The sequence below is a fragment of the Sphingosinicella sp. LHD-64 genome (genome assembly GCF_031157375.1).
Lineage (GTDB): Bacteria > Pseudomonadota > Alphaproteobacteria > Sphingomonadales > Sphingomonadaceae > Allosphingosinicella.
This window is the reverse complement of the sequence record NZ_JAVIFV010000004.1, coordinates 430088-448011: the sequence shown is the minus strand read 5'-3', so window position 1 is coordinate 448011 and position 17924 is coordinate 430088. Positions and strand designations below refer to the sequence as shown.

The window sequence follows — 17924 nt, the reverse complement described above, 5'->3', positions numbered from 1 at the left end:
TTACCGATATCGCTAAAATTAGCGAAATCAAACACAACGGGGGAAACATTCGGCCCGAGATCATATCTTCGCCACATTCCGTAGGTCATGAGGTGATTGTCTACGGACTGATTCTGGATTCCACTGAGAAATAGCTCGATTCCGTCCTGAGGAATGCCAGACGAAAAGACCATCTGCGGCGTCTGAGCCGTGTCGTTCCTTGGAATAACAAAAGCCATTTGTTCACGGCCATTGATAACTACCCGCTGTATCTGCCGAGTAGCCCAAAGGTTAACCATTATGGCCTCCATCTGCCTTTAATCTCAATTGATCAATGCGCCTAACAAAGTAGCTTCTGCGACCAACATCTTGACATGTATCTGGAGTCAGGATCCATCCGTCAAATACTATATCCAATTCTACCGAAGAGCTCGCATCTCTCTGAAGTAGAAATTCGTAGACTCGACGTCGACTATCACCAAAATCTATGTTAGAGTATTGCCTGCTATTCTGATTAAGGGGCGTAAATCCTCTGATGCCGTCAATTGATACTACTGCTGTTCCACGGACGTCAGAAACCTCGGTGGCTCCATTTCGGCATGAGCTCCAAATCCCAGGATATTCAACGAATGTATTTGAATATTCCTCTATTTCTGCGGTGTTACTTACAGTTTGATTTAGTAAATGATCCTCCACTGTCGAATTAGATGAGCACGAGCAAATCAGGCCAATGCAGGCGAGGAAAATTCCATTGTGTTGGCCATCAGTCATGAACTAAGTTCTCCAACCGTCGACGAGCTTCGGCCAATCCTATTTGGCGCGGGCCCGAGTTTATCGGGACCACCTGCCCCCGCCCGTTCTGTCCTACCGGAGGCGAATAGACGTACATCGTCCCTCCACTATCGCTCGCGGCCATTCGATACAGCCGCTCCGCCCGCCGCAGGTCGACCGGTACCCCGCGCCCTTCCTCATAGCGAATGCCCAGCTCCAGCTGCGCCTGCTTGTCCCCGGCCTGCGCGCGCATGGCGAGGCCCTGAAGCTCGGGAGCGGCGGCGCCGGCCGCGAACGGGATGCCGGCATAGGAATTGGCCGCGCATGCACCGAGCAGCGGCGCCGCGCACAGCAAAGTCAGCGCCGCGAAAGCGGCGCCAAAGCTCCGACCCGGGTGCCCCATGATCCCCACCCACCGTCTTTCGCTTGAACCCGGGCGGACTTGCCCGGAATCGGATAAGTTGTCGCCTCATCGTGCCGCGCCCGTTCCGAACGTGTCAAGGCAAATAAAAAGCGCAACATTCGCCCGCTTGGACTGCTTTGTTGCGAGACAGGATGCGGGTTATTGCTCGATCTGGTCTCTTGAACTCGACTACCGAACTTGAATATGACTATCCGACTTTCGGTTCAAAATATTGGGGGCTCGTGTGATACATCGTTCTTCTCGCGCGGCGCGGTTCGCGACGCTCGCGATCATGTGCGCCGTCGCGGGGTGCGGCGGGGGCGGTGGCGGGGGCAGCTCGCAAAGCCCGCCGCCCACCTCGACGCCCAGTCCGACACCTACGCCGACTCCGACACCCACGCCCACTGCGACTGTGTTCACCACCTCGGTCGGCACATCGCTGATTGGCCGCGTCTATTTCAACCAGCTCATCACCGGGCTAGCGAATCCGAATGCCATCAGCACGTACACAAATCGCCGCGGGGAATTCGGCGCGAGCGTCACCAACCTTATCTGGCCGGGCGATCAAAGCCGCGTGCCGACAACGCCGGGCGATATGATCGTGGTCTTCGGTGTCGATCCTGCGTCGGGCATGACGTTCGACGTATCGACCCCGCCGAACGGGACGACCGTCTCACCGCTGACAACCGTCCTCGACGGATCATGGACCAGCCCGGCCGTCGCGGCCGCATTGCGGCTCTACGAAGGCCCGAACGCCCTTTCGAGCCAGCGGAACCTGGTACGCTTCGATGCCGGCAACGGCCTGTTCTCTTCCGATCCACAGATTGCCGACGACGCGGCGCGGCTGACGTCGATCAATATCCAATTGCTCGGCGTCGGTTATCTTCTGGCGCGGGGCAACACCATCCCGCTCGGTCAAAGCCTCGATCGGGTTGGTGAAGGCCTGTACGCCTTCGGAGCATATATTCGTTCGACTGGCCGCGGCGACCTGCGGTCGAAGACAGAGATGATGAACTTGATCCGCACCGTGGTCACTCCCGATACCTCGGAAGCGTCGATCGATGCCGCCGCCGAGCTGCTCGCGGACTTCGCCGCTTCGGTCCCGGCTCAGGTGCGGAGTCCCGATGTCGCTGCACGATACGAGCTCGGCCTGGCCTTCGACGTCATGCCGCAAGTCCTGCGCCTGCTCTTCCGCGGCCAGACGGCTCTCATCCCCGCGATGCGCGCGCGCACGCCGGAAAGCCTGACCGCCGACTTCGCCGTCTATGCCAACGCCCCACGCCAGTTGATTGAACCCTTTTCCTTCGCCTTCGCCAGCCCCGATTATCGGGAGGTGCCAGCGGGAGGCTCGATCACGCTCACCACCAGTATCCATAGTGATCCCAACCTGCGTCCGCTGTGGACCAACGATTACACGTTCCTGGGCGGCGGACCGAGCGGGGAAAACACCACGATCAATTCGGTGTCGGTGACGGCGGAAAATGCGACGCGGATCGCCGTGACGCTCAATGCGGATGGAACGATCCGGATCGATGCGCTCCCGGGTTTCACGGGCGTCACCTATTTCGACTACCGCCTCAAGAATGGTCAGTCGACGACGGAGGTCACCGGGCGAGCCTATATTCGCGTGGGTATTCGCGTGGGCCGACCGGCGGCGCCCTTCCAGATCGGAAACCGCCGCGAACCGGCGCCGACGGCTATCGCTCCCGCCCTGCCTCGTCCAGCGTGCGCGAGATCGGCGAGAGCAGATACTGGATGATCCGCCGCCGGCCGGTGCGGACCTCGGCCTGGACGGCCATGCCGGGGCCGATCGGCTGGCGGCGGGCGCCGAGCATGATATAGTTGCGCGACAAGCGGATGCGCGCCGCATAGACGAGGCTGGGCGGCGTGCCCGGCCGTCCCTGTTCGGCGCCGGCACCTTCGCGGCCAAGTTCGGGGCTCGACTGGATGGCGTCGCGGCTGATCGTCTCGACCGTGCCCTCGATCCAGCCATAGTCGGTGAACGGAAAGGCCTCGAGCTTGACCCGTACCGGCTGGCCGACGCGCACGAAGCCGATGTCCTTGTTGAGGATCTGCGCCTCGACCTCGATCTGGCCGCCGTCGGGCACGATCACCATCAGCGGCTGGGCGGGCTGGACGACGCCGCCGATCGTGTGGACGGCGAGCTGCTGGACGGTGCCGTCGACCGGGGCGCGCAATTGCTGGAGCTGGCGCCGGCGGGCCGACTTGGTGAGTTCCTCGCGGCGCAGGCGGGATTCGGTCTCGGCGGTCGAAAGCTCGGTCGAGGCTTCCTCCGCCAGGGTCTCGCGCAGGGCGGCGAGCTCGGCATCGATATTGGCGATGGCGGCGCGGGCGCGCTGGGCGTTGCTCTCCTGCACCTCGATGCTCTGGATATGCTCGATGCGCAGCTGCTCATATTCGAGCATCCGGAGGCGCGGGAAATGCCCGCGCTCGACCAGGCCGCGGCGGGCGGCGAGCTGCTCGTCGATCAGCGGCAGGGTCTGGCGGCGGCTGGCGATCTCGGCCAGCGCACCGCGCAGCTCCGCCGCCCGCTGCGCCCGGCCCTGGATGAGCGCGGCGCGCTGCGCCTCATATTCGGCGACCTTGGAGCGGATGAGCTCGGTCTGCGTCGCGACCACATCCGGCGAGATGCCCGGCGGCGGGCGGAACAGCGGCGGCCGGCCCGCGAGATGCGCGAGCAGCGCGTCGTTGCGCGCCTCGGCGATGCGCGCGGCGAGCAGGCCCTGTGCCGCCTGGGTCTCGTCGGCGACGGCGGTGGTGGGATCGAGCTCGATCAGCAGTTCGCCGCGGCGGACGCGCTGACCGTTGCGGACATGGATCGCGCGAACGACCGCGATCTCAGATGGCTGGATCAGCTTGACATTGGCGACCGGGATGGTCCGCCCGGTCGCGACCGCCACCACGTCCACCCGCCCGAACACCGACCAGAGGAGGGCGATGGCGAACAGCGCGCAGAGCAGCAGCATGAGGATGCGCAGGCCCGGGCTGGCCGGCTTCTCGATGATCTCGAGCGCGGCGGGAAGGAACTCGTGATCGATGCGCGCCTTCGCAGTCCGGTCGGTTTCATTCTGCCGCCGCCAGGACTCACGCAGCACCGCAAGGTGGCGGCCGAGCGTGGGAAAGCGCCGGGCGAGCAGGCTCATGCCACCATACCCATCTGCTTGGTGTAGAGATCGGCGTAGCGGCCGCCCTTTCGCAGCAGTGCGTCATGATCACCTTCTTCGGTGACGTCGCCGGCCTCGATCGTGACGATGCGATGGCACTGGCGCACGGCCGACAGGCGATGGGCGATGATGATCACCGTGCGACCCTGCGCGATCATCCGGAGGTTCCGCTGGATGATCTCCTCGCTCTCCGCATCGAGCGCCGATGTCGCCTCGTCGAGGATCAGGATCCTGGGATCGCCGATCAGCGCCCGGGCGATGGCGATGCGCTGGCGCTGGCCGCCGGAGAGGTTGCTGCCGCGCTCCTCGATCAGCGTGTCGTAGCCGTGCGGCAGCTGGACGATGAACTCGTGCGCCCCGGCAAGCTCCGCGGCGGCGAGCACCGCCTCCATCGGCAGGGTGGGATCGGCGAGCGCGATATTCTCGCGCACCGTGCGGTTGAACAGGATGTTCTCCTGCAGCACGACGCCGATCTGCCGCCGCAGCCAGGCCGGATCGACCAGCGCGAGGTCGACACCATCGACCAGCACCCGCCCCTGCTCGGGCACGTAGAGCCGCTGGACGAGCTTGGTGAGCGTGGATTTGCCCGAGCCGGACGGGCCGACGATGCCGAGCATCTCGCCGGACGCGATTTCCAGGGTGACGCCGCGCAGCGCTTCGGGCGCATCGGCGCGGTAGCGGAAGCGGACCTTGTCGAACTCGATCTGCCCCCTGATCGGCGGCAGGCTGGCGCGGTTGGGATTGTGCTCCGGTTCGGCGGGGGCGTTGAGGACATCGCCGAGGCGGTCGACCGAGATGCGCACCTGCTGGAAGTCCTGCCATAGCTGCGAGAGCCTGAGGATCGGCGCGGCGACGCGACCCGCCAGCATGTTGAACGCGACCAGCGAACCCACCGACAGATCGCCCGCGATCACCGCCTTGGCGCCGAAATAGAGGATCGCCACCGTCGTCAGTTTCGAGACGATCTGGATGAGATGATTGCCCCAGTTGGCCAGTGTCGTGACGGCGAAGCCGGTCTGGATATAGCCGGCGAACTGCTTCTCCCATTTGTCGCGCATCTGCGGCTCGACGGCCATCGCCTTGAGCGTACCGATGCCGGTTACGGTCTCGACCAGGAACGCCTGGTTTTCCGCCCCGCGCCGGAACTTCTCGTCGAGCCGCTCGCGCAACGGCGGCGTTATGAACACGGAGATCAGCACGTAGACCGGAATGGTGCCGAGCACGATGAGAGTGAGCGTGACGCTGTAGACGAACATCACCGCGAAGAAGACAATAGTGAAGAACAGGTCGATGACGACGGTCACGGCGTTGGAGGTCAGGAACTCGCGGATGCGTTCGAGCTCGCGGACCCGCGCGACGCTGTCGCCGACCCGGCGGCTCTCGAAATAGGAGAGGGGCAGATTGACGAGGTGCCGGAACATGTTGGCGCTCAGTTCCGCATCGACGCGGTTGGTGGTGTGCGCGAAGAGCCAGGTGCGGAGGCCCGAGAGCGCCGTTTCCCAGATGAGGACAACGGCAAGGCCGATGGCGATAACGTCCAGCGTGTTCAGCGACTGATGTACCAGCACCTTGTCGATAACAACCTGGAAGAAGATCGGACTGATCAGTCCCATCAGCTGGATAAAGAAAGAGCCAATCAGCACATCCCTTAGCGCACGCCGATACTTGACCAGGGCCGGGATGAACCAGCTGATGTCGAACGGCCGCGCGTCTCCTGCCATCCGCTCGCGCGAGGTCATCAGCAGAAGGCGCCCGGCGAAACGCTCGTTCAGCTTCTGGAAGCTCCAGACCTCGGGGCGATCAGCATCGCCATGCTGAACGAGGGCACGAGGATGTTCCGAATCGTCCTCGATCTTGAGGATCACGGCGGCGTCACCGCCGACCAGCTCACCGATCGCCGGCAGCGGCAGTTTGTGCAGGTCTTCCAGCGCGCACCGCCGGATGCGGGCAATCAGGCCGAGCTTGTCCGCGGTCCTGGAAAGGTCCTCCAGGCTGAACGGCTCCTCGCCCCTGCCGCGATCGTGCGCGATCTGGTTGGTATCGGCGGGCACGCCGAGGAAGCGCGCGAGCAGCACGAAGCAGGAGAGGGCCGGATCGAGCCTGGGGCCAACGGCTTCCGAATTGTTCATGCCCTATGCTCCGGCTGCCAGCCGGACGACGCAGATGTGCGCGGCGAACCGCGACCTCACTTTCAAACCGAAACCCCCAGTACGATTCGTACGCTGCCCGCAGTAACAATAACGGCAAGAAGAGGAAGGGCAAACCAGCCAAGTCATCAGCGCTTTTACTGCCGTACCCTGAGCCAGAATTGCGTTCTTCCACCTATGATTCGGGAGCGCGATGTCAGCAAAAATATACCGGCACCGGCCCTCTCGCATGCCGGTAGTAACCCCCAGGATCGCCGCCCATTAACGTCCAAGCCCTCGGCCTCTTCCAAACTCCACCCAATCCTGAAGCTGCTGGCCCATCGACCCGCCACCACGCTGCTCTCCGTCAAGCCCTAGCTCGCGCGTACGCTGTCGCAGGAGAGACTCGAGTTGCGGGTCGCGATGCAGCGACTTTGCCATGTCCGACATCTGACTACGTAGGCTTGAGGCCTTCATGCTCCCAGTCCTTCTCGAACGCGTTGGCCCGACGGTCGAGCCGGTGCCACTGCTTCACGAATATCTCGGCGCGTAAGGCGGGGTCGGTGCGATAGCGCCGCTCCCAGTCCATCGCGCGGATGCCGGCTCTCGCGTCGCCGGCAGCAACCTGGTCGATCATGTTCATGTCACGCATGAACGACGCGCGCAGGTCGCGTGCTCCGTCCGGGCGGACGGCATCGAGCGCATGACGTGCCTCGTCGAACCTGGCGCGCTGATCGGGCAGGTCCTCGCGTCCCTTGCTGCGCACCGCCACGATGTCCGCGGTCGCCCGCGCGACCCGCACCACCGCCTGCTCGATCGACTGCGGTGCGGGATTGTAGTCACCGGCCATGTCCTTGGTCCGCTCGCTCGAGAGGGTCTGGGCGAGCTTGTCCCGATCGGCGAAGTCGTCCCGACCATAGTGCAGATCAACCGCGCTGCGATGCCGTGACAGCGCCACGTAGGCCGCATGGCGATCGAGCCCCGGGGTCGCCAGCACATGTGTCCGGTCCGAGGTCACGCCCTGCGCCTTGTGGATGGTGGCGGCATAGCCATGGTCAAGATCGACATAGTCCTTCACATCGAACGCGACGCTGCGGCCATCGTCCAGCATCACCGCCATACGGGCTGCGGTGACGCTCTCCACCCTGCCCAGCGATCCGTTCTTCACGCCAAGGCTGCGCTCGTTGCGCAGGAACATAATCCGGTCGCCTGCGGCGAACACGCGCCCGCCGCGTGACGTGGTAATCTGCACCTCGTCGCCCAACTGATTGCGCATGCGCTCGCGCGCCAGCTCATTGAGCTGGCGCACCTCGTCGCGGGTGTGCGTCAGGATGATGCGGCTGGCGCCCGGCTCGGTCTTTCGATCGCGGTCCCAGCGCTCAACCAACGCGGTGCGCGCGTGCTCCCGGCTCGCGGCCTCATGCACCATATTATGGTCTCGATAGGCATCCAGCGCTTCGCCGGTCCGGCCGGTGGCGAGCTGCCGTGTCGCCTCGCGCTGCCAGTCTTCGCGCTGGCGGCGGATACCGGTGATCTCGATGGCGCCGCGACGCTCCGCAATGCTGCGGAACGCGGCGCCGGCCTCAATCGCCTGAAGCTGCTCGGGATCGCCGACAAGCACCACCTTGGCCGCGCGCTTCTCGGCCTCGGCGATTACCCGTTCCATCTGCCGCGTGCCGATCATCCCGGCCTCGTCGATGACCAGCACGTCGTTCGCAGTGAGCAGCTCACGTCCCTGTGCCCATTGATGTTCGAGACTGGCGATGGTGCGGGAGTTTATGCCGGAGCCGGCTTCCAGGTTCTCCGCCGCGATGCCGGACAAGGCGGCGCCGCGCGCAGTGTAGCCCACGCTCTCCCAGATCTCGCGCGCCACCCCCAGCATCGCCGACTTGCCGGTGCCGGCATAGCCGGTGACCACCGCCAGGTCGTTGGGTTTGAGAACATGATTGAGGGCGCCGCGCTGTTCTGGCGACAGATGCGTCCCGACCCGCTGGAACGCTGCGACCGCGCGGACCTGGCCGAGCGCATCGGCGCCATGGCCCCGGCGCATGGCCAGCGCCTCGGTCTGCCGCTCCAGCCGCTGCTCGGTCGCCAGCATCTCACCTGACGTAAATCGTTCTTGTCCTCTCCCGTCTTTGCCCAATGCGACCAGCTCGGGCGAAGCACGCACCGCCGCCAGCACATTATCGAACTGCTCTTTGTCGTCGCTGTGCCGGTGCACGAACCGGGCGAGATCGCGGACCGTGAACGTCGCTTGGCCTTGGGTGATCGCGTCCAGGGCGATAGTGGGGTTGGCGAGGATGCGTTCGCCGTTGCGACGCGCGATGTCGCGATGCTCTTCGAGCCGTTCAGCTTCGAGGCCATGGCCGATGCGCCGTCCGGCCGCGGCGCCGATCTTGTGCTGTGGTTCGAGCTCGATGCCCTGATCGTGTAGGGACCGATGATCGATGCGTGCATCCACATCGAGTTCGGTCAGGCGGCTGTTGACATGTTCGCCCCACGCTTCGCGCCAACGCTGCAAGAGGTCCGTGCGGTTCCAGTCGCGGACCTTCGCACCGAACCCGTCCTCGCCGACTTCGCGCATGGTGAGCATGACATGGGCATGCGGCTTGGGATTTCCGTCGGCGCCGATGTCCCAATGGACATTGAGGTCGGCAATCATGCCGCGCGCGACGAACTCGCGTTGGACGAACTCCCGTGCAAGCCGGATGCCTTCGGTCCGGTCCAGCTCCCGTGGCAGTGCGAACTCGGCCTCGCGGGCGAGCTGCGCATCCTTGCGCACCTCGGCTGCCTCGACAGCGTTCCATACCGTGGCGCGGTCCGCAAACTCGGCCGGCGCATTGTCCGGCAGCATCACCTCGGAGTGGATGACTCCGGCCTTGTTGGTGAAGTCGTGATGACGATCGAGGCGCTGGTCGTGCAGCCGGCTTGCCGAGCGATAGGTCGCCGAAGCCAAAGCGCTCGCCCCGCTGGCCCGCGAGATCACCTTCACGCTGAAATGGTAGATCGCCATCGCGGCAATCCATCTACACCGCAAAGCGCACGTCGGCACGACGTATAAGCGCGCCCTCACACGAAAAATTCCTGTGAGGGACTGGGCCGTGCCAGACTGTCTCGGCGACCCTACAGCATTACGATCGCAGCTTTATTATCATGCGCACATCACCGCGGCATGGAGACTGTGATGCGCAAGCCAAGGGATTTCGATGCGGAACTGAAGGTGCTTGCCGACAAGGCGAGGACGCTCAAGGAGCTGCGCGTGCGCCAGTTTGGGGAGCTGGTGTCGGCAACCGGCGCGGACGCACTCGATGCCGAGACGCTGGCCGGCGCGCTGCTCGGGGCGGTCGCAACAAACGACCTTGTGACCAGGGAGGAGCGGCGCGAGGCCGGGGAGAGGTTCTTTCGTATCGCACACCGCCCTCGCCGCCGCGCTCGCGCAAAGCCGGTCGGCGATGCGACGCGCGAGGGCGGCAGCGCATCGGCTTGAGGCAAGGCAGGCGCGAGACGACATGCGCGAATGGGTGGTTAAGCGCCGCGAACGCACGCGGCACCTGATCGAGCTGGGCGGCCTGGTCGTGAAGGCCGGATTGGTCGAGCTGACCGACGACGATCGCGCGGTAATGTACGGTGCGTTCCTCGCAACCGCGATCATGCTGCGCGGCGAGCAACGCGACGAAGCGCTCGTGCAGTGGCGCCGCCGCGGCAAGCGCGCGTTCGAGAACGAGGCCGGAACTGCTGATGACTGAGCGACATTGAAAATGCATCGGAACGACGACGAGAACGGCCACCGTCTTGGCCGCGGCGGCCGCGGCGGGCAGTCCAGTCGGCTGCCCGGCCTGTTCGCCCAAATTGCTATCCGCTCTACGATCGCTTCACCATCGCCTCCACCATCTGCGGCGGGGCAGCTCCGACTCCATCGCGCGATCAAGCCCATAGATCGCGCGGGCGATCTCGCGTTCAATCCGGCGTACACTGACGCCGGTCTGATCGGCGATCTCGGCATAGTTGAGATTGTCGATCCGATGGGCCAGGAATACCGCGCGCGTGAAGCGCGGCAGCGTCAGCAGCGCCGCTTCCAACCGGGCGAGCTGTTCGGCCGTGGCCGCCTAGTCATGGGCGGCATTCGAGCTTGCCGTGTGGTCGTGAACGGACATGGTGCGTCTCTCCGCTCCGGTCACAGGAAGCGCTGCCGCCAACCGCGCGGGCGCGGACCGCGCGGTCTCCGGTATCTCCAGCCAGATGGGCGACAGCACCTCGACGACGCTGGCGCTGTCCACCTGATCCACCGGCGTCGTGCCGATGAGTGGGAAGACATGGTTCTCGAGGCTGGAGATCCAGTTGGCGTGACGCCGATTCTTCCAGCCTTCCTTCAACGCCTCATAGCAGTCGCGCGCGGCCGTTTCGAAGCTCGGCACGACCTTGTGCAATCTGCGTCGCTCGGCCACCGGGTCGATGCCGAGGCGCACCTGACGGCGCAGCGCCACCGCCGCCTCTCGCGCTTCGGCGAGCGACACGTCCAAGGCCGAGCCCAGCCCATAGTCGCGGCGCCGGCCATGGCGCTGCATCCGCAGGACCCAAGAACGCGCGCCGCTCTCCTTGACCAGCAGTTGGAGGCCGCGACCGTCGGAATGGCGGCCGGGTCTGGCGTTGTTCACCTTGAGCGCAGTCAGTGCCACGGGTTCGGTTCCCTGCCCGGATTGATCCCACAATCGTTCCCACATATAGATGCGGGTTCAGGCAAATCGGGGCGACCGACCGCGTACACGCTACAAGAGAAATCTCTGATTTTACAGTGTACTTAGAGATGTCCCGGCATTGCCTGAGACAAAAGTTCTACGCTCGTAGGGGTCACCAGCGATTTCAATCGGGTGCGGCATTCGCAACAAGTTTTTGGGGCGCGTGCCGACATGAATCTGCGCCACATCGAGATTTTCCACGCCGTCTACGTGAACGGCTCCGTGAGCGCGGCCGCACGCGCGCTCAATGTGTCGCAGCCGTCGGTGTCGAAGATGCTGCGCCATGCGGAAAGCCTGCTCGGCTTCCAGCTCTTCCAGCGCACCAACGGCGGGCTGGTGCCGACCGAGGACGCGCACACCCTGTTCGAGGAGGTCCGGGAGATCCAGGACCGGGTGCATGCGCTGCGCGAGGCGGGGCGGAACCTGCGCCGCGGCACCCGCGGCACGCTGCGCATCTCGGCGCTTCCTTCGCTCGCGCTCGATGCCATCCCGACCGCGGTCGCCCGTTTCCTCAACACGCATGAGAATGTGAAGTTCGACCTGCAGACCGTCCATCACGACGACCTGCTGCGCAAGCTACACGAACGCGAAACGGACATCGCGATCGCCTATCAGGTGCCACCGTCGGCGCCGATCGCCCAGCGCTGGATCGGCGAAGGCGAGCTGGTGGTGCTCTATCGCGAGCAGGACATGCCGGATGCGCCGCCCTGCATCGAACTCAGCCGCCTCCAGGGGCAGCGCTTCATCAGCCTGGCGGCAAGCGGCCCGACCGGGCGGCTGTTCACCGGGGAGCTGCAGCGGCTGAATCTCGACCTGGACGAGGTCGTCTCCGCCCGGACCTTCTACATCGCCGGCGCACTGGTCCGGCAGGGCGTCGGCATGACCGTGGTCGACAGCTTCACCGCCCAGGCCTGCCTCGCGCCCGGCCTCGCGATGCGGCCGCTGAAGCCGCGCGTGACGTTCGACATCCATGCGATGTTCCTGCTGAACCGGCCGCTTGGCGCCCTTGCGAGCGAATTCCTGAAGACGCTGAAGCAGGTCCTGGACGCATAGCGTCAGGCTATGGCGCGCCGCCGCATGGATATGCGGAGGGCGACAAGGTGCGGGCTAGCGTCGAGGGACGATGATCCCTGCGCCTTATCTCCTCTATCTCGGCCACAGCGCCGATCCGCTCGCCATCAAGACCTCGCGCGGCGTGGCGATGTTCCGGGGCGAGGATTGCGTCGGCGAATTCCGTCACGACGATTGCCCGTTGACACTCAATCTGCCGCGCATGGGCATGGCGGAAGGGGTTGCTGCGGGCGCGCGGACGCTGATCCTCGGCATTGCCGGGGCCGGCGGGAAGCTCGGTGCCGATCTCGTCAACGACGCAGCGGCCGCGTTGGAGGCCGGCCTCAACGTTGCGTCGGGGCTTCATCAGCGCCTTCGCGACGAGCCGCGCCTCGCGGCATTGGCCGCGGCGCGGGGCCTGCAGCTGTTCGACGTCCGCGATCCGCCGCCGGGCCTCGCGGTCGGCAAGGGCAATCACCGCGCCGGTAACCGGCTGCTGACCGTCGGCACCGATTGCTCGGTGGGCAAGATGGTGACCACGCTCGCTCTGGCCCGCGGTCTGCAGGCGCGCGGCGTCGCTGCTGATTTCCGGGCGACGGGCCAGACGGGTGTGCTGATTGCCGGCGACGGCGTGGCGGTCGACGCCGTCGTCGCCGACTTCATCTCCGGCGCGATCGAGCAGCTCGCCCCGGCGCGCGACGACGATGGCTGGGACCTGATCGAAGGGCAGGGCTCGCTGTACCATCCCTCGTTCGCGGGGGTGTCGCTGGGGCTTCTCCATGGCGCGCAGCCCAGGGCGCTCGTCATGTGTCATGAGCCCGGGCGGCCGCATATGCGCGGTATCCCCGGCCGCGCCCTGCCGGACCTGAGGGACTGCCTCGAGGCCAATCTCGCCGCGGCGCGGCTGACCAGCCCCGACGTGCAGGCGGTCGGCATCTGCCTCAACACCTCCGGCATGGACGCCGAGGCCGCGCGCCGGCTGTGCGATGCGACCGCCGACGGCCTGGGCCTTCCCTGTACCGATCCCGTCGCCTTCGGCGTCGACGCCATCATCGATCAGCTATGTCCCGCACCCTCCGCGCTGAGCACGATTGCTTCCCGCTGATCCGCCCCTTCCGTATCGCCCGCGGCACAAAGACCGCGGCCGATGTGGTGACGGTGACGGTTCGCGAGGGCGATGCGACCGGGCGTGGCGAGGCGGTTCCCTATCCGCGCTACGGGGAAACCATTGCGGGCACGCTCGCCGCGATCGAGCGAGTCCGTTCTCTGATCGAAGGTGGTGGCGGACGGACGGAGCTCCTCGCTGCCCTGCCGGCCGGCGCGGCGCGCAACGCCATCGACTGCGCGCTGTGGGATCTGGAGGCGCGGCGGTCGCAGCGTGATGTGGCCGCCATGATCGGCGGCCCGGAGCCACACGCCGTTCCCAGCGCGATGACCGTGGTGATCGATACTCCCCAGGCGATGGCGCGGGACGCGGCTGCGCTGGCGGGCGCACCGGTGCTGAAGATCAAGGTGGATGCGAACGATCCAGCGGCGCAGATCCGCGCGATCCGAGCGGCCGCGCCGAAGGCCGATCTGATCGTCGATCCCAATGAAAGCTGGGACCGGGCGGTGGTCGAGGCGATGCAGCCGGTGCTCGTCGAATGCCGGGTCGGCCTGCTGGAGCAGCCGGTCCCAGCCGACGCGGACGGATGGCTGGAGGGGTTTACGCCCGAGGTTCCGATCTGCGCCGACGAATCCGTCCATGTCGCGGCCGATCTCGAGGTGGTGGCGCGACGCTATCAGGCGGTGAATGTGAAGCTCGACAAGACCGGCGGGCTGACCGAGGCGCTGGAACTGGCGCAGGCGGCGCGGGCGCGGGGCCTCGGCCTGATGACCGGCTGCATGGTGAGCTCGTCGCTGTCGATCGCGCCGGCGCTCCACATCGCCATGATGTCCGATTTCGTCGACCTTGACGGTCCGGTCTGGCTCCGGGAGGATCGTCCCGGCGGGGTCGTGGCGGAGAACGGTTTCATCCATCCGCCCGCCGCGGGCTTCTGGGGAACGACGACATGAAACGGATCGCACTGCTCCTGGCCGTCGCGATGCTCGGCGCCGCCGCGCCGCCCGAGCGGGTCGACCTGATCATCCGCGGCGGCACCATCTATACCGGATCGGATGCGCCGTTCGTCGGCGACGTCGCGGTCTCCGGCGACCGCATTCGGGCGGTGGGGCCGTCTCTCTCTGTTCAAGCCAACCGCGTTGTGGACGCACGAGGCATGATTGTCGCGCCCGGATTCATCGATCCGCATACCCATCTCGGCGAGCAGCTTGCCGACGCGGATGCGCGGACCCGGCTGATCCCCGCCTTCCTAATGCAGGGCGTCACAACCGCCTTCATCGGCAATGACGGCGGCGGCGATCCCGACGTGGCTTCCGTGCTCGGCAGCGCCCAGCGTCGTCCGGTCGGCATCAACTATGCCGCCTATGTGGGATTCGGCTCCGTCCGGCGCGCCGTGATCGGCGATGCGGACCGCGCGCCGACGGCCAACGAGCTCGCACGGATGCGGCAGATGGTCGCGACGGGCATGTGCCAGGGCGCGCTCGGCCTTTCGACCGGCCTGTTCTACGCGCCGCAAAGCTTCGCGACGACGGAGGAGGTCGCCGAGCTGGCTGAGGAGGCGGGCACACGGGGCGGCGTCTACGACAGCCATCTGCGCGACGAATCCTCCTATTCGATCGGCCTCGCCGCGGCGGTGGACGAGGCGATCACGATCGGCCGCGAGGGCCGGCTGCCGGTCCATATCGCCCACATCAAAGCGCTCGGCGTCGACGTCCACGGCCAGGCGCCGGCGATCATCGCGCGGATCGAGGCGGCGCGCCGGGCCGGCCAGCAGATCACCGCCGATCAATATCCCTGGTCGGCCTCGGGCACGAGCCTCGCCGCCTCGCTGGTGCCGCGCTGGGCGCATGATGGCGGCCGGCCGGCACTGCTGCGGCGCTTCGACGATCCGAGCGTGGCCGAGCGCTTGCGGACGGACATGACTGAGAACCTTCGCCGGCGCGGCGGCGCGGAGTCGCTGCTCATCACCGAAGGGCAGTATCGCGGGCAGCGGCTCTCCCAGATCGCCCAGACGCTCGGGCTCGATCCAGTCGCCGCCGCAATCGCCGTCATCCGCATCGACGACACGAGCGTCGCCTCGTTCAACCAGACCGAGGAGGACATCGCCGTCTTCATGCGTCAGCCTTGGGTGATGACCGGCTCGGACGCCTCGGGCGGGCATCCGCGCGCCTATGGCAGCTTCGCGCGGAAATATGCGGAATATGTGCGCCGGCGGAATGTCATCAGCCTGCGCGACTTCATCGAGCACAGCACGGCCCTCCCGGCCGATACCTTCCAGCTCACCGATCGCGGTCGGCTGCGCCCCGGCGCCTTTGCCGACATCGTCGTCTTCGATCCTGAAACCTACGCCGCGCGATCGACCTATGAGGAGCCGACCCTGCTGGCGGCGGGGATGCGGACCGTGCTCATCAACGGCGTGCCGGCGGTCGACAATGGCGAACTCACCGGCGCCGCCGCCGGACGGGGCCTGGCGCACGCGCCGCCGGCCGGAACCTGCCGATGACGCTGCTGCGCGGCTGGTTCGCGATTCCCTTGTGGAAGCGCGTGCTGGCCGCATTGGCGCTCGGCCTCCTCCTCGGCGCCTTCTGGCCGCAGGCCGCGCCTTATGTGCAGTTCCTCGGCGACCTGTTCGTCCGCGCGATCCGGATGCTGGTCGTGCCGATCGTGCTGGTGACCATCGCCGCCGGAATCACCACGCTCGGCGACCCGAAGCGGATCGGCGGGATCGGCGGGCGCACCGTCGCCCTGTTCGCCTTCACCACGGCGATCGCGGTCTCGGTCGGCATGGCGGTGGCGAGCCTGATCCGGCCGGGCGAAGGGGCGCCGCTTGGCACCGCCACGGCGCACGCGATCGGCGATCCGCCTACGCCCTATGAGCAGCTCATCGGCATCATCCCGGTCAACATCTTCGACGCACTCGCCAGGGGCGACATGCTGGCGATCATCTTCGTCGCCATCCTGCTCGGCATCGGCACCCTGCTGGCGGGCGAGGCGGGCAAGCCATTCGCCGATCTGCTGCAGGCCGCGACGGCAGTGCTGCTCAAGATCGTCGGCCTCGTCATGGAAGCGACGCCATTCGGCGTGTTCGCGCTGATCGCCAATGCGGTCGCGGCGAACGGCGCGGCGGTGTTCGTCAATGTCGGCTGGCTGGCGCTGGCGGTCGTGCTCGGCTCGGCGATCCAGATTCTGCTGGTGCACAGCCTGATCCTCCGCTTCCTCGCGCGCGTTCCCGTGCGGCATTTCTTCCGCGGGATCATCGACGCGCTGGCGGTCGCCTTCTCGACCGCGTCGAGCTCGGCGACCCTGCCGGTCGCGATGCGGGTGGCGGAGAAGAATCTCGGCATCGGCCGGCCGATCTATTCGACGGTGCTGCCGCTCGGCGCCAGCATCGGCAAGGACGGCACGGCCATGTATGTCGGGCTCCTGAGCCTGTTCAGCCTCCAGGCGCTCGGCGTGCCGATGACGCCGGTCGTCTACGGGCTCGTCCTCTTGACCGGCGCGCTCGCCGCGTTCGGCACGGCGCCCGTGCCGTCGGCGTCCCTGTTCATGCTGGCGGCGGTGCTCTCCTCGGTCGGCGTTCCACCGGAACAGACCGCGCTGGTGGTCGGTTTCGTCCTGCCGTTCGACCGGCTGCTCGACATGACCCGTACCGTGCCGAGCGCCAGCGCGAACCTCACCGTCGCGACCACCGTCGCACGCTGGGAAGGAGAACTCGACGACACTATCCTCAAGGCCCCGAACGATGACTGAGATGGACCCCGAAGCCTGGCACCGCGACGGTTATGCGATCGTCCGCGGCTTCTTCGCGCCCGAAGACGTCGCCGCGATCGGGGCCGAAATCGACCGCGTCCACGAAGAGGGCGTGGCGCACGGCCGCAGCTTCCGGCACGGCAATCTCTTCTACAAGATCGCCCAAGGCGGGGACGGCCCGCTTGTGCAGATGGTGCAGTGGCCGGCCTATCACCGGCCCCCGCTCGACGCGGTGCGCCTCGATCCACGCTTCGCGGCGTTGCTGGAGCCGCTGATCGGGCGCGACGTCAAGCAGATCATCAACCAGATCCACTGGAAGGCGCCGGGCGCCGTCGGCGACTTCGCCTGGCACCAGGATTCGCGCTTCCGCCGCCCCGAGGATTGCTATCGCAACCTCGCCACATCCTATGTCCAGACCGGTCTCGCGATCGATCCCCATGGGCCCGAATCCGGCGGGATGTCCTTCGTGCCGCGCAGCCATCTCTACGGCGATCTCGATCTCGACACCGACACCGAGGTGCTCGGCACTGCGATGCAGGACGCGGCGCTCGAACGGGTCGGCCTCTCGGCTGCGGATGCGATCCAGCTCGATCTCGATCCCGGCGACCTGGCTCTTTGGAACCCTTATCTGGTCCATGGCTCGGGCACCAATGGATCGAGCCACTACCGCCGCTTCTACATCAATGGCTATGTCCGCGCCGAGGATTGCGACCGTGGCGAATGGGCCTTCCGCGACGGGGAGCCCGTGCCACTGGGGCCGGAACCGGCGATGGTACATTACGAGGACCTGCGCGCGCGCGGCGAACCGCATTACGTCTGAGG

Annotated in this window: 14 protein-coding genes and 1 pseudogene; 9 read left to right on the top strand and 6 right to left on the bottom strand. The window is 66.2% G+C overall.

The genetic code is table 11. The annotated features are described in order from the left end of the window. Positions 1 to 742: 742 nt before the first annotated feature. Complete coding sequence (locus RCO27_RS15565) at positions 743 to 1153, bottom strand: hypothetical protein (RefSeq protein ID WP_309003618.1); 411 nt, start codon at positions 1151 to 1153, stop codon at positions 743 to 745. 412 nt (positions 1154 to 1565) lie between these two features. Here RCO27_RS15565 and RCO27_RS15560 point away from each other — a divergent pair, with 412 nt between their 5' ends. Beyond that, positions 1566 to 2912, top strand: a complete 1347-nt coding sequence (locus RCO27_RS15560; RefSeq protein WP_309003617.1) for an Ig-like domain-containing protein — start codon at positions 1566 to 1568, stop codon at positions 2910 to 2912. On the opposite strand, the gene RCO27_RS15555 is transcribed toward RCO27_RS15560, so the two are convergent. The 3 genes and pseudogenes from RCO27_RS15555 to traA all read right to left on the bottom strand — a co-directional run bounded on the left by RCO27_RS15555 (position 2851) and on the right by traA (position 9477). Continuing rightward, positions 2851 to 4317 carry an HlyD family type I secretion periplasmic adaptor subunit gene (locus tag RCO27_RS15555; RefSeq protein ID WP_309003616.1) on the bottom strand — a complete coding sequence of 489 codons (1467 nt, stop codon included), beginning with the start codon at positions 4315 to 4317 and terminating at the stop codon, positions 2851 to 2853. The genes RCO27_RS15560 and RCO27_RS15555 overlap by 62 nt on opposite strands. Then, positions 4314 to 6467, bottom strand: coding sequence for a type I secretion system permease/ATPase (locus RCO27_RS15550; RefSeq protein ID WP_309003615.1), 2154 nt, complete (start codon positions 6465 to 6467; stop codon positions 4314 to 4316). Before RCO27_RS15550 ends, RCO27_RS15555 begins: the two co-directional genes overlap by 4 nt. 279 nt (positions 6468 to 6746) lie before the next feature. Beyond that, a pseudogene (gene traA, locus RCO27_RS15545) lies at positions 6747 to 9477 on the bottom strand (Ti-type conjugative transfer relaxase TraA). Positions 9478 to 9636: 159 nt separating this feature from the next. Between traA and RCO27_RS15540 the strand changes: the two are divergent. Together RCO27_RS15540 and RCO27_RS15535 are read left to right on the top strand one after the other, a co-directional pair. After that, positions 9637 to 9951: a conjugal transfer protein TraD gene (locus RCO27_RS15540; RefSeq protein ID WP_374990391.1), complete on the top strand. Its 315-nt coding sequence runs from the start codon at positions 9637 to 9639 to the stop codon at positions 9949 to 9951. A 22-nt stretch (positions 9952 to 9973) separates the two neighbouring features. Then, complete coding sequence (locus tag RCO27_RS15535) at positions 9974 to 10210, top strand: conjugal transfer protein TraD (RefSeq protein WP_309003614.1); 237 nt, start codon at positions 9974 to 9976, stop codon at positions 10208 to 10210. Between the two features lie 126 nt (positions 10211 to 10336). On the opposite strand, the gene RCO27_RS15530 is transcribed toward RCO27_RS15535, so the two are convergent. Both RCO27_RS15530 and RCO27_RS15525 read right to left on the bottom strand, forming a co-directional pair. Beyond that, a complete protein-coding gene (locus tag RCO27_RS15530) occupies positions 10337 to 10543 on the bottom strand; it encodes a sigma-70 region 4 domain-containing protein (protein WP_309003613.1) in 207 nt (68 codons plus the stop codon). A gap of 27 nt (positions 10544 to 10570) precedes the next feature. After that, positions 10571 to 11140 (bottom strand): Arm DNA-binding domain-containing protein, encoded by a 570-nt coding sequence (locus tag RCO27_RS15525; protein ID WP_309003612.1) that lies wholly within the window; start codon positions 11138 to 11140, stop codon positions 10571 to 10573. 231 nt (positions 11141 to 11371) lie between these two features. Here RCO27_RS15525 and RCO27_RS15520 point away from each other — a divergent pair, with 231 nt between their 5' ends. The 6 genes from RCO27_RS15520 to RCO27_RS15495 all read left to right on the top strand — a co-directional run bounded on the left by RCO27_RS15520 (position 11372) and on the right by RCO27_RS15495 (position 17922). Next, positions 11372 to 12253: a LysR family transcriptional regulator gene (locus RCO27_RS15520; RefSeq protein ID WP_309003611.1), complete on the top strand. Its 882-nt coding sequence runs from the start codon at positions 11372 to 11374 to the stop codon at positions 12251 to 12253. A gap of 70 nt (positions 12254 to 12323) precedes the next feature. Further along, complete coding sequence (gene dgcN / locus RCO27_RS15515; protein WP_309003610.1) at positions 12324 to 13355, top strand: N-acetyltransferase DgcN; 1032 nt, start codon at positions 12324 to 12326, stop codon at positions 13353 to 13355. Beyond that, positions 13313 to 14305 (top strand): N-acetyl-D-Glu racemase DgcA, encoded by a 993-nt coding sequence (gene dgcA / locus RCO27_RS15510; RefSeq protein ID WP_309003609.1) that lies wholly within the window; start codon positions 13313 to 13315, stop codon positions 14303 to 14305. Before dgcN ends, dgcA begins: the two co-directional genes overlap by 43 nt. After that, positions 14302 to 15855 carry an amidohydrolase family protein gene (locus tag RCO27_RS15505; RefSeq protein ID WP_309003608.1) on the top strand — a complete coding sequence of 518 codons (1554 nt, stop codon included), beginning with the start codon at positions 14302 to 14304 and terminating at the stop codon, positions 15853 to 15855. Before dgcA ends, RCO27_RS15505 begins: the two co-directional genes overlap by 4 nt. Next, positions 15852 to 17102, top strand: coding sequence for a dicarboxylate/amino acid:cation symporter (locus tag RCO27_RS15500; RefSeq protein WP_309003607.1), 1251 nt, complete (start codon positions 15852 to 15854; stop codon positions 17100 to 17102). The genes RCO27_RS15505 and RCO27_RS15500 overlap by 4 nt, the downstream gene beginning before the upstream one ends. Then, on the top strand, positions 17095 to 17922 hold the full coding sequence (locus tag RCO27_RS15495; protein WP_309003606.1) for a phytanoyl-CoA dioxygenase family protein: 828 nt from the start codon (positions 17095 to 17097) through the stop codon (positions 17920 to 17922). The genes RCO27_RS15500 and RCO27_RS15495 overlap by 8 nt, the downstream gene beginning before the upstream one ends. Positions 17923 to 17924: the final 2 nt, after the last annotated feature.

Bases quoted from the DNA above. Each gene is read 5' to 3' on its own strand.
- RCO27_RS15505 (WP_309003608.1), top strand. From the start codon at position 14,302: ATGAAACGGATCGCACTGCTCCTGGCCGTCGCGATGCTCGGCGCCGCC.
- dgcA (WP_309003609.1), top strand. From the start codon at position 13,313: ATGTCCCGCACCCTCCGCGCTGAGCACGATTGCTTCCCGCTGATCCGC.
- RCO27_RS15535 (WP_309003614.1), top strand. From the start codon at position 9,974: ATGCGCGAATGGGTGGTTAAGCGCCGCGAACGCACGCGGCACCTGATC.
- RCO27_RS15540 (WP_374990391.1), top strand. From the start codon at position 9,637: ATGGAGACTGTGATGCGCAAGCCAAGGGATTTCGATGCGGAACTGAAG.
- dgcN (WP_309003610.1), top strand. From the start codon at position 12,324: ATGATCCCTGCGCCTTATCTCCTCTATCTCGGCCACAGCGCCGATCCG.
- RCO27_RS15555 (WP_309003616.1), bottom strand. From the start codon at position 4,317: ATGAGCCTGCTCGCCCGGCGCTTTCCCACGCTCGGCCGCCACCTTGCG.
- RCO27_RS15565 (WP_309003618.1), bottom strand. From the start codon at position 1,153: ATGGGGCACCCGGGTCGGAGCTTTGGCGCCGCTTTCGCGGCGCTGACT.
- RCO27_RS15520 (WP_309003611.1), top strand. From the start codon at position 11,372: ATGAATCTGCGCCACATCGAGATTTTCCACGCCGTCTACGTGAACGGC.
- RCO27_RS15550 (WP_309003615.1), bottom strand. From the start codon at position 6,467: ATGAACAATTCGGAAGCCGTTGGCCCCAGGCTCGATCCGGCCCTCTCC.
- RCO27_RS15495 (WP_309003606.1), top strand. From the start codon at position 17,095: ATGACTGAGATGGACCCCGAAGCCTGGCACCGCGACGGTTATGCGATC.
- RCO27_RS15500 (WP_309003607.1), top strand. From the start codon at position 15,852: ATGACGCTGCTGCGCGGCTGGTTCGCGATTCCCTTGTGGAAGCGCGTG.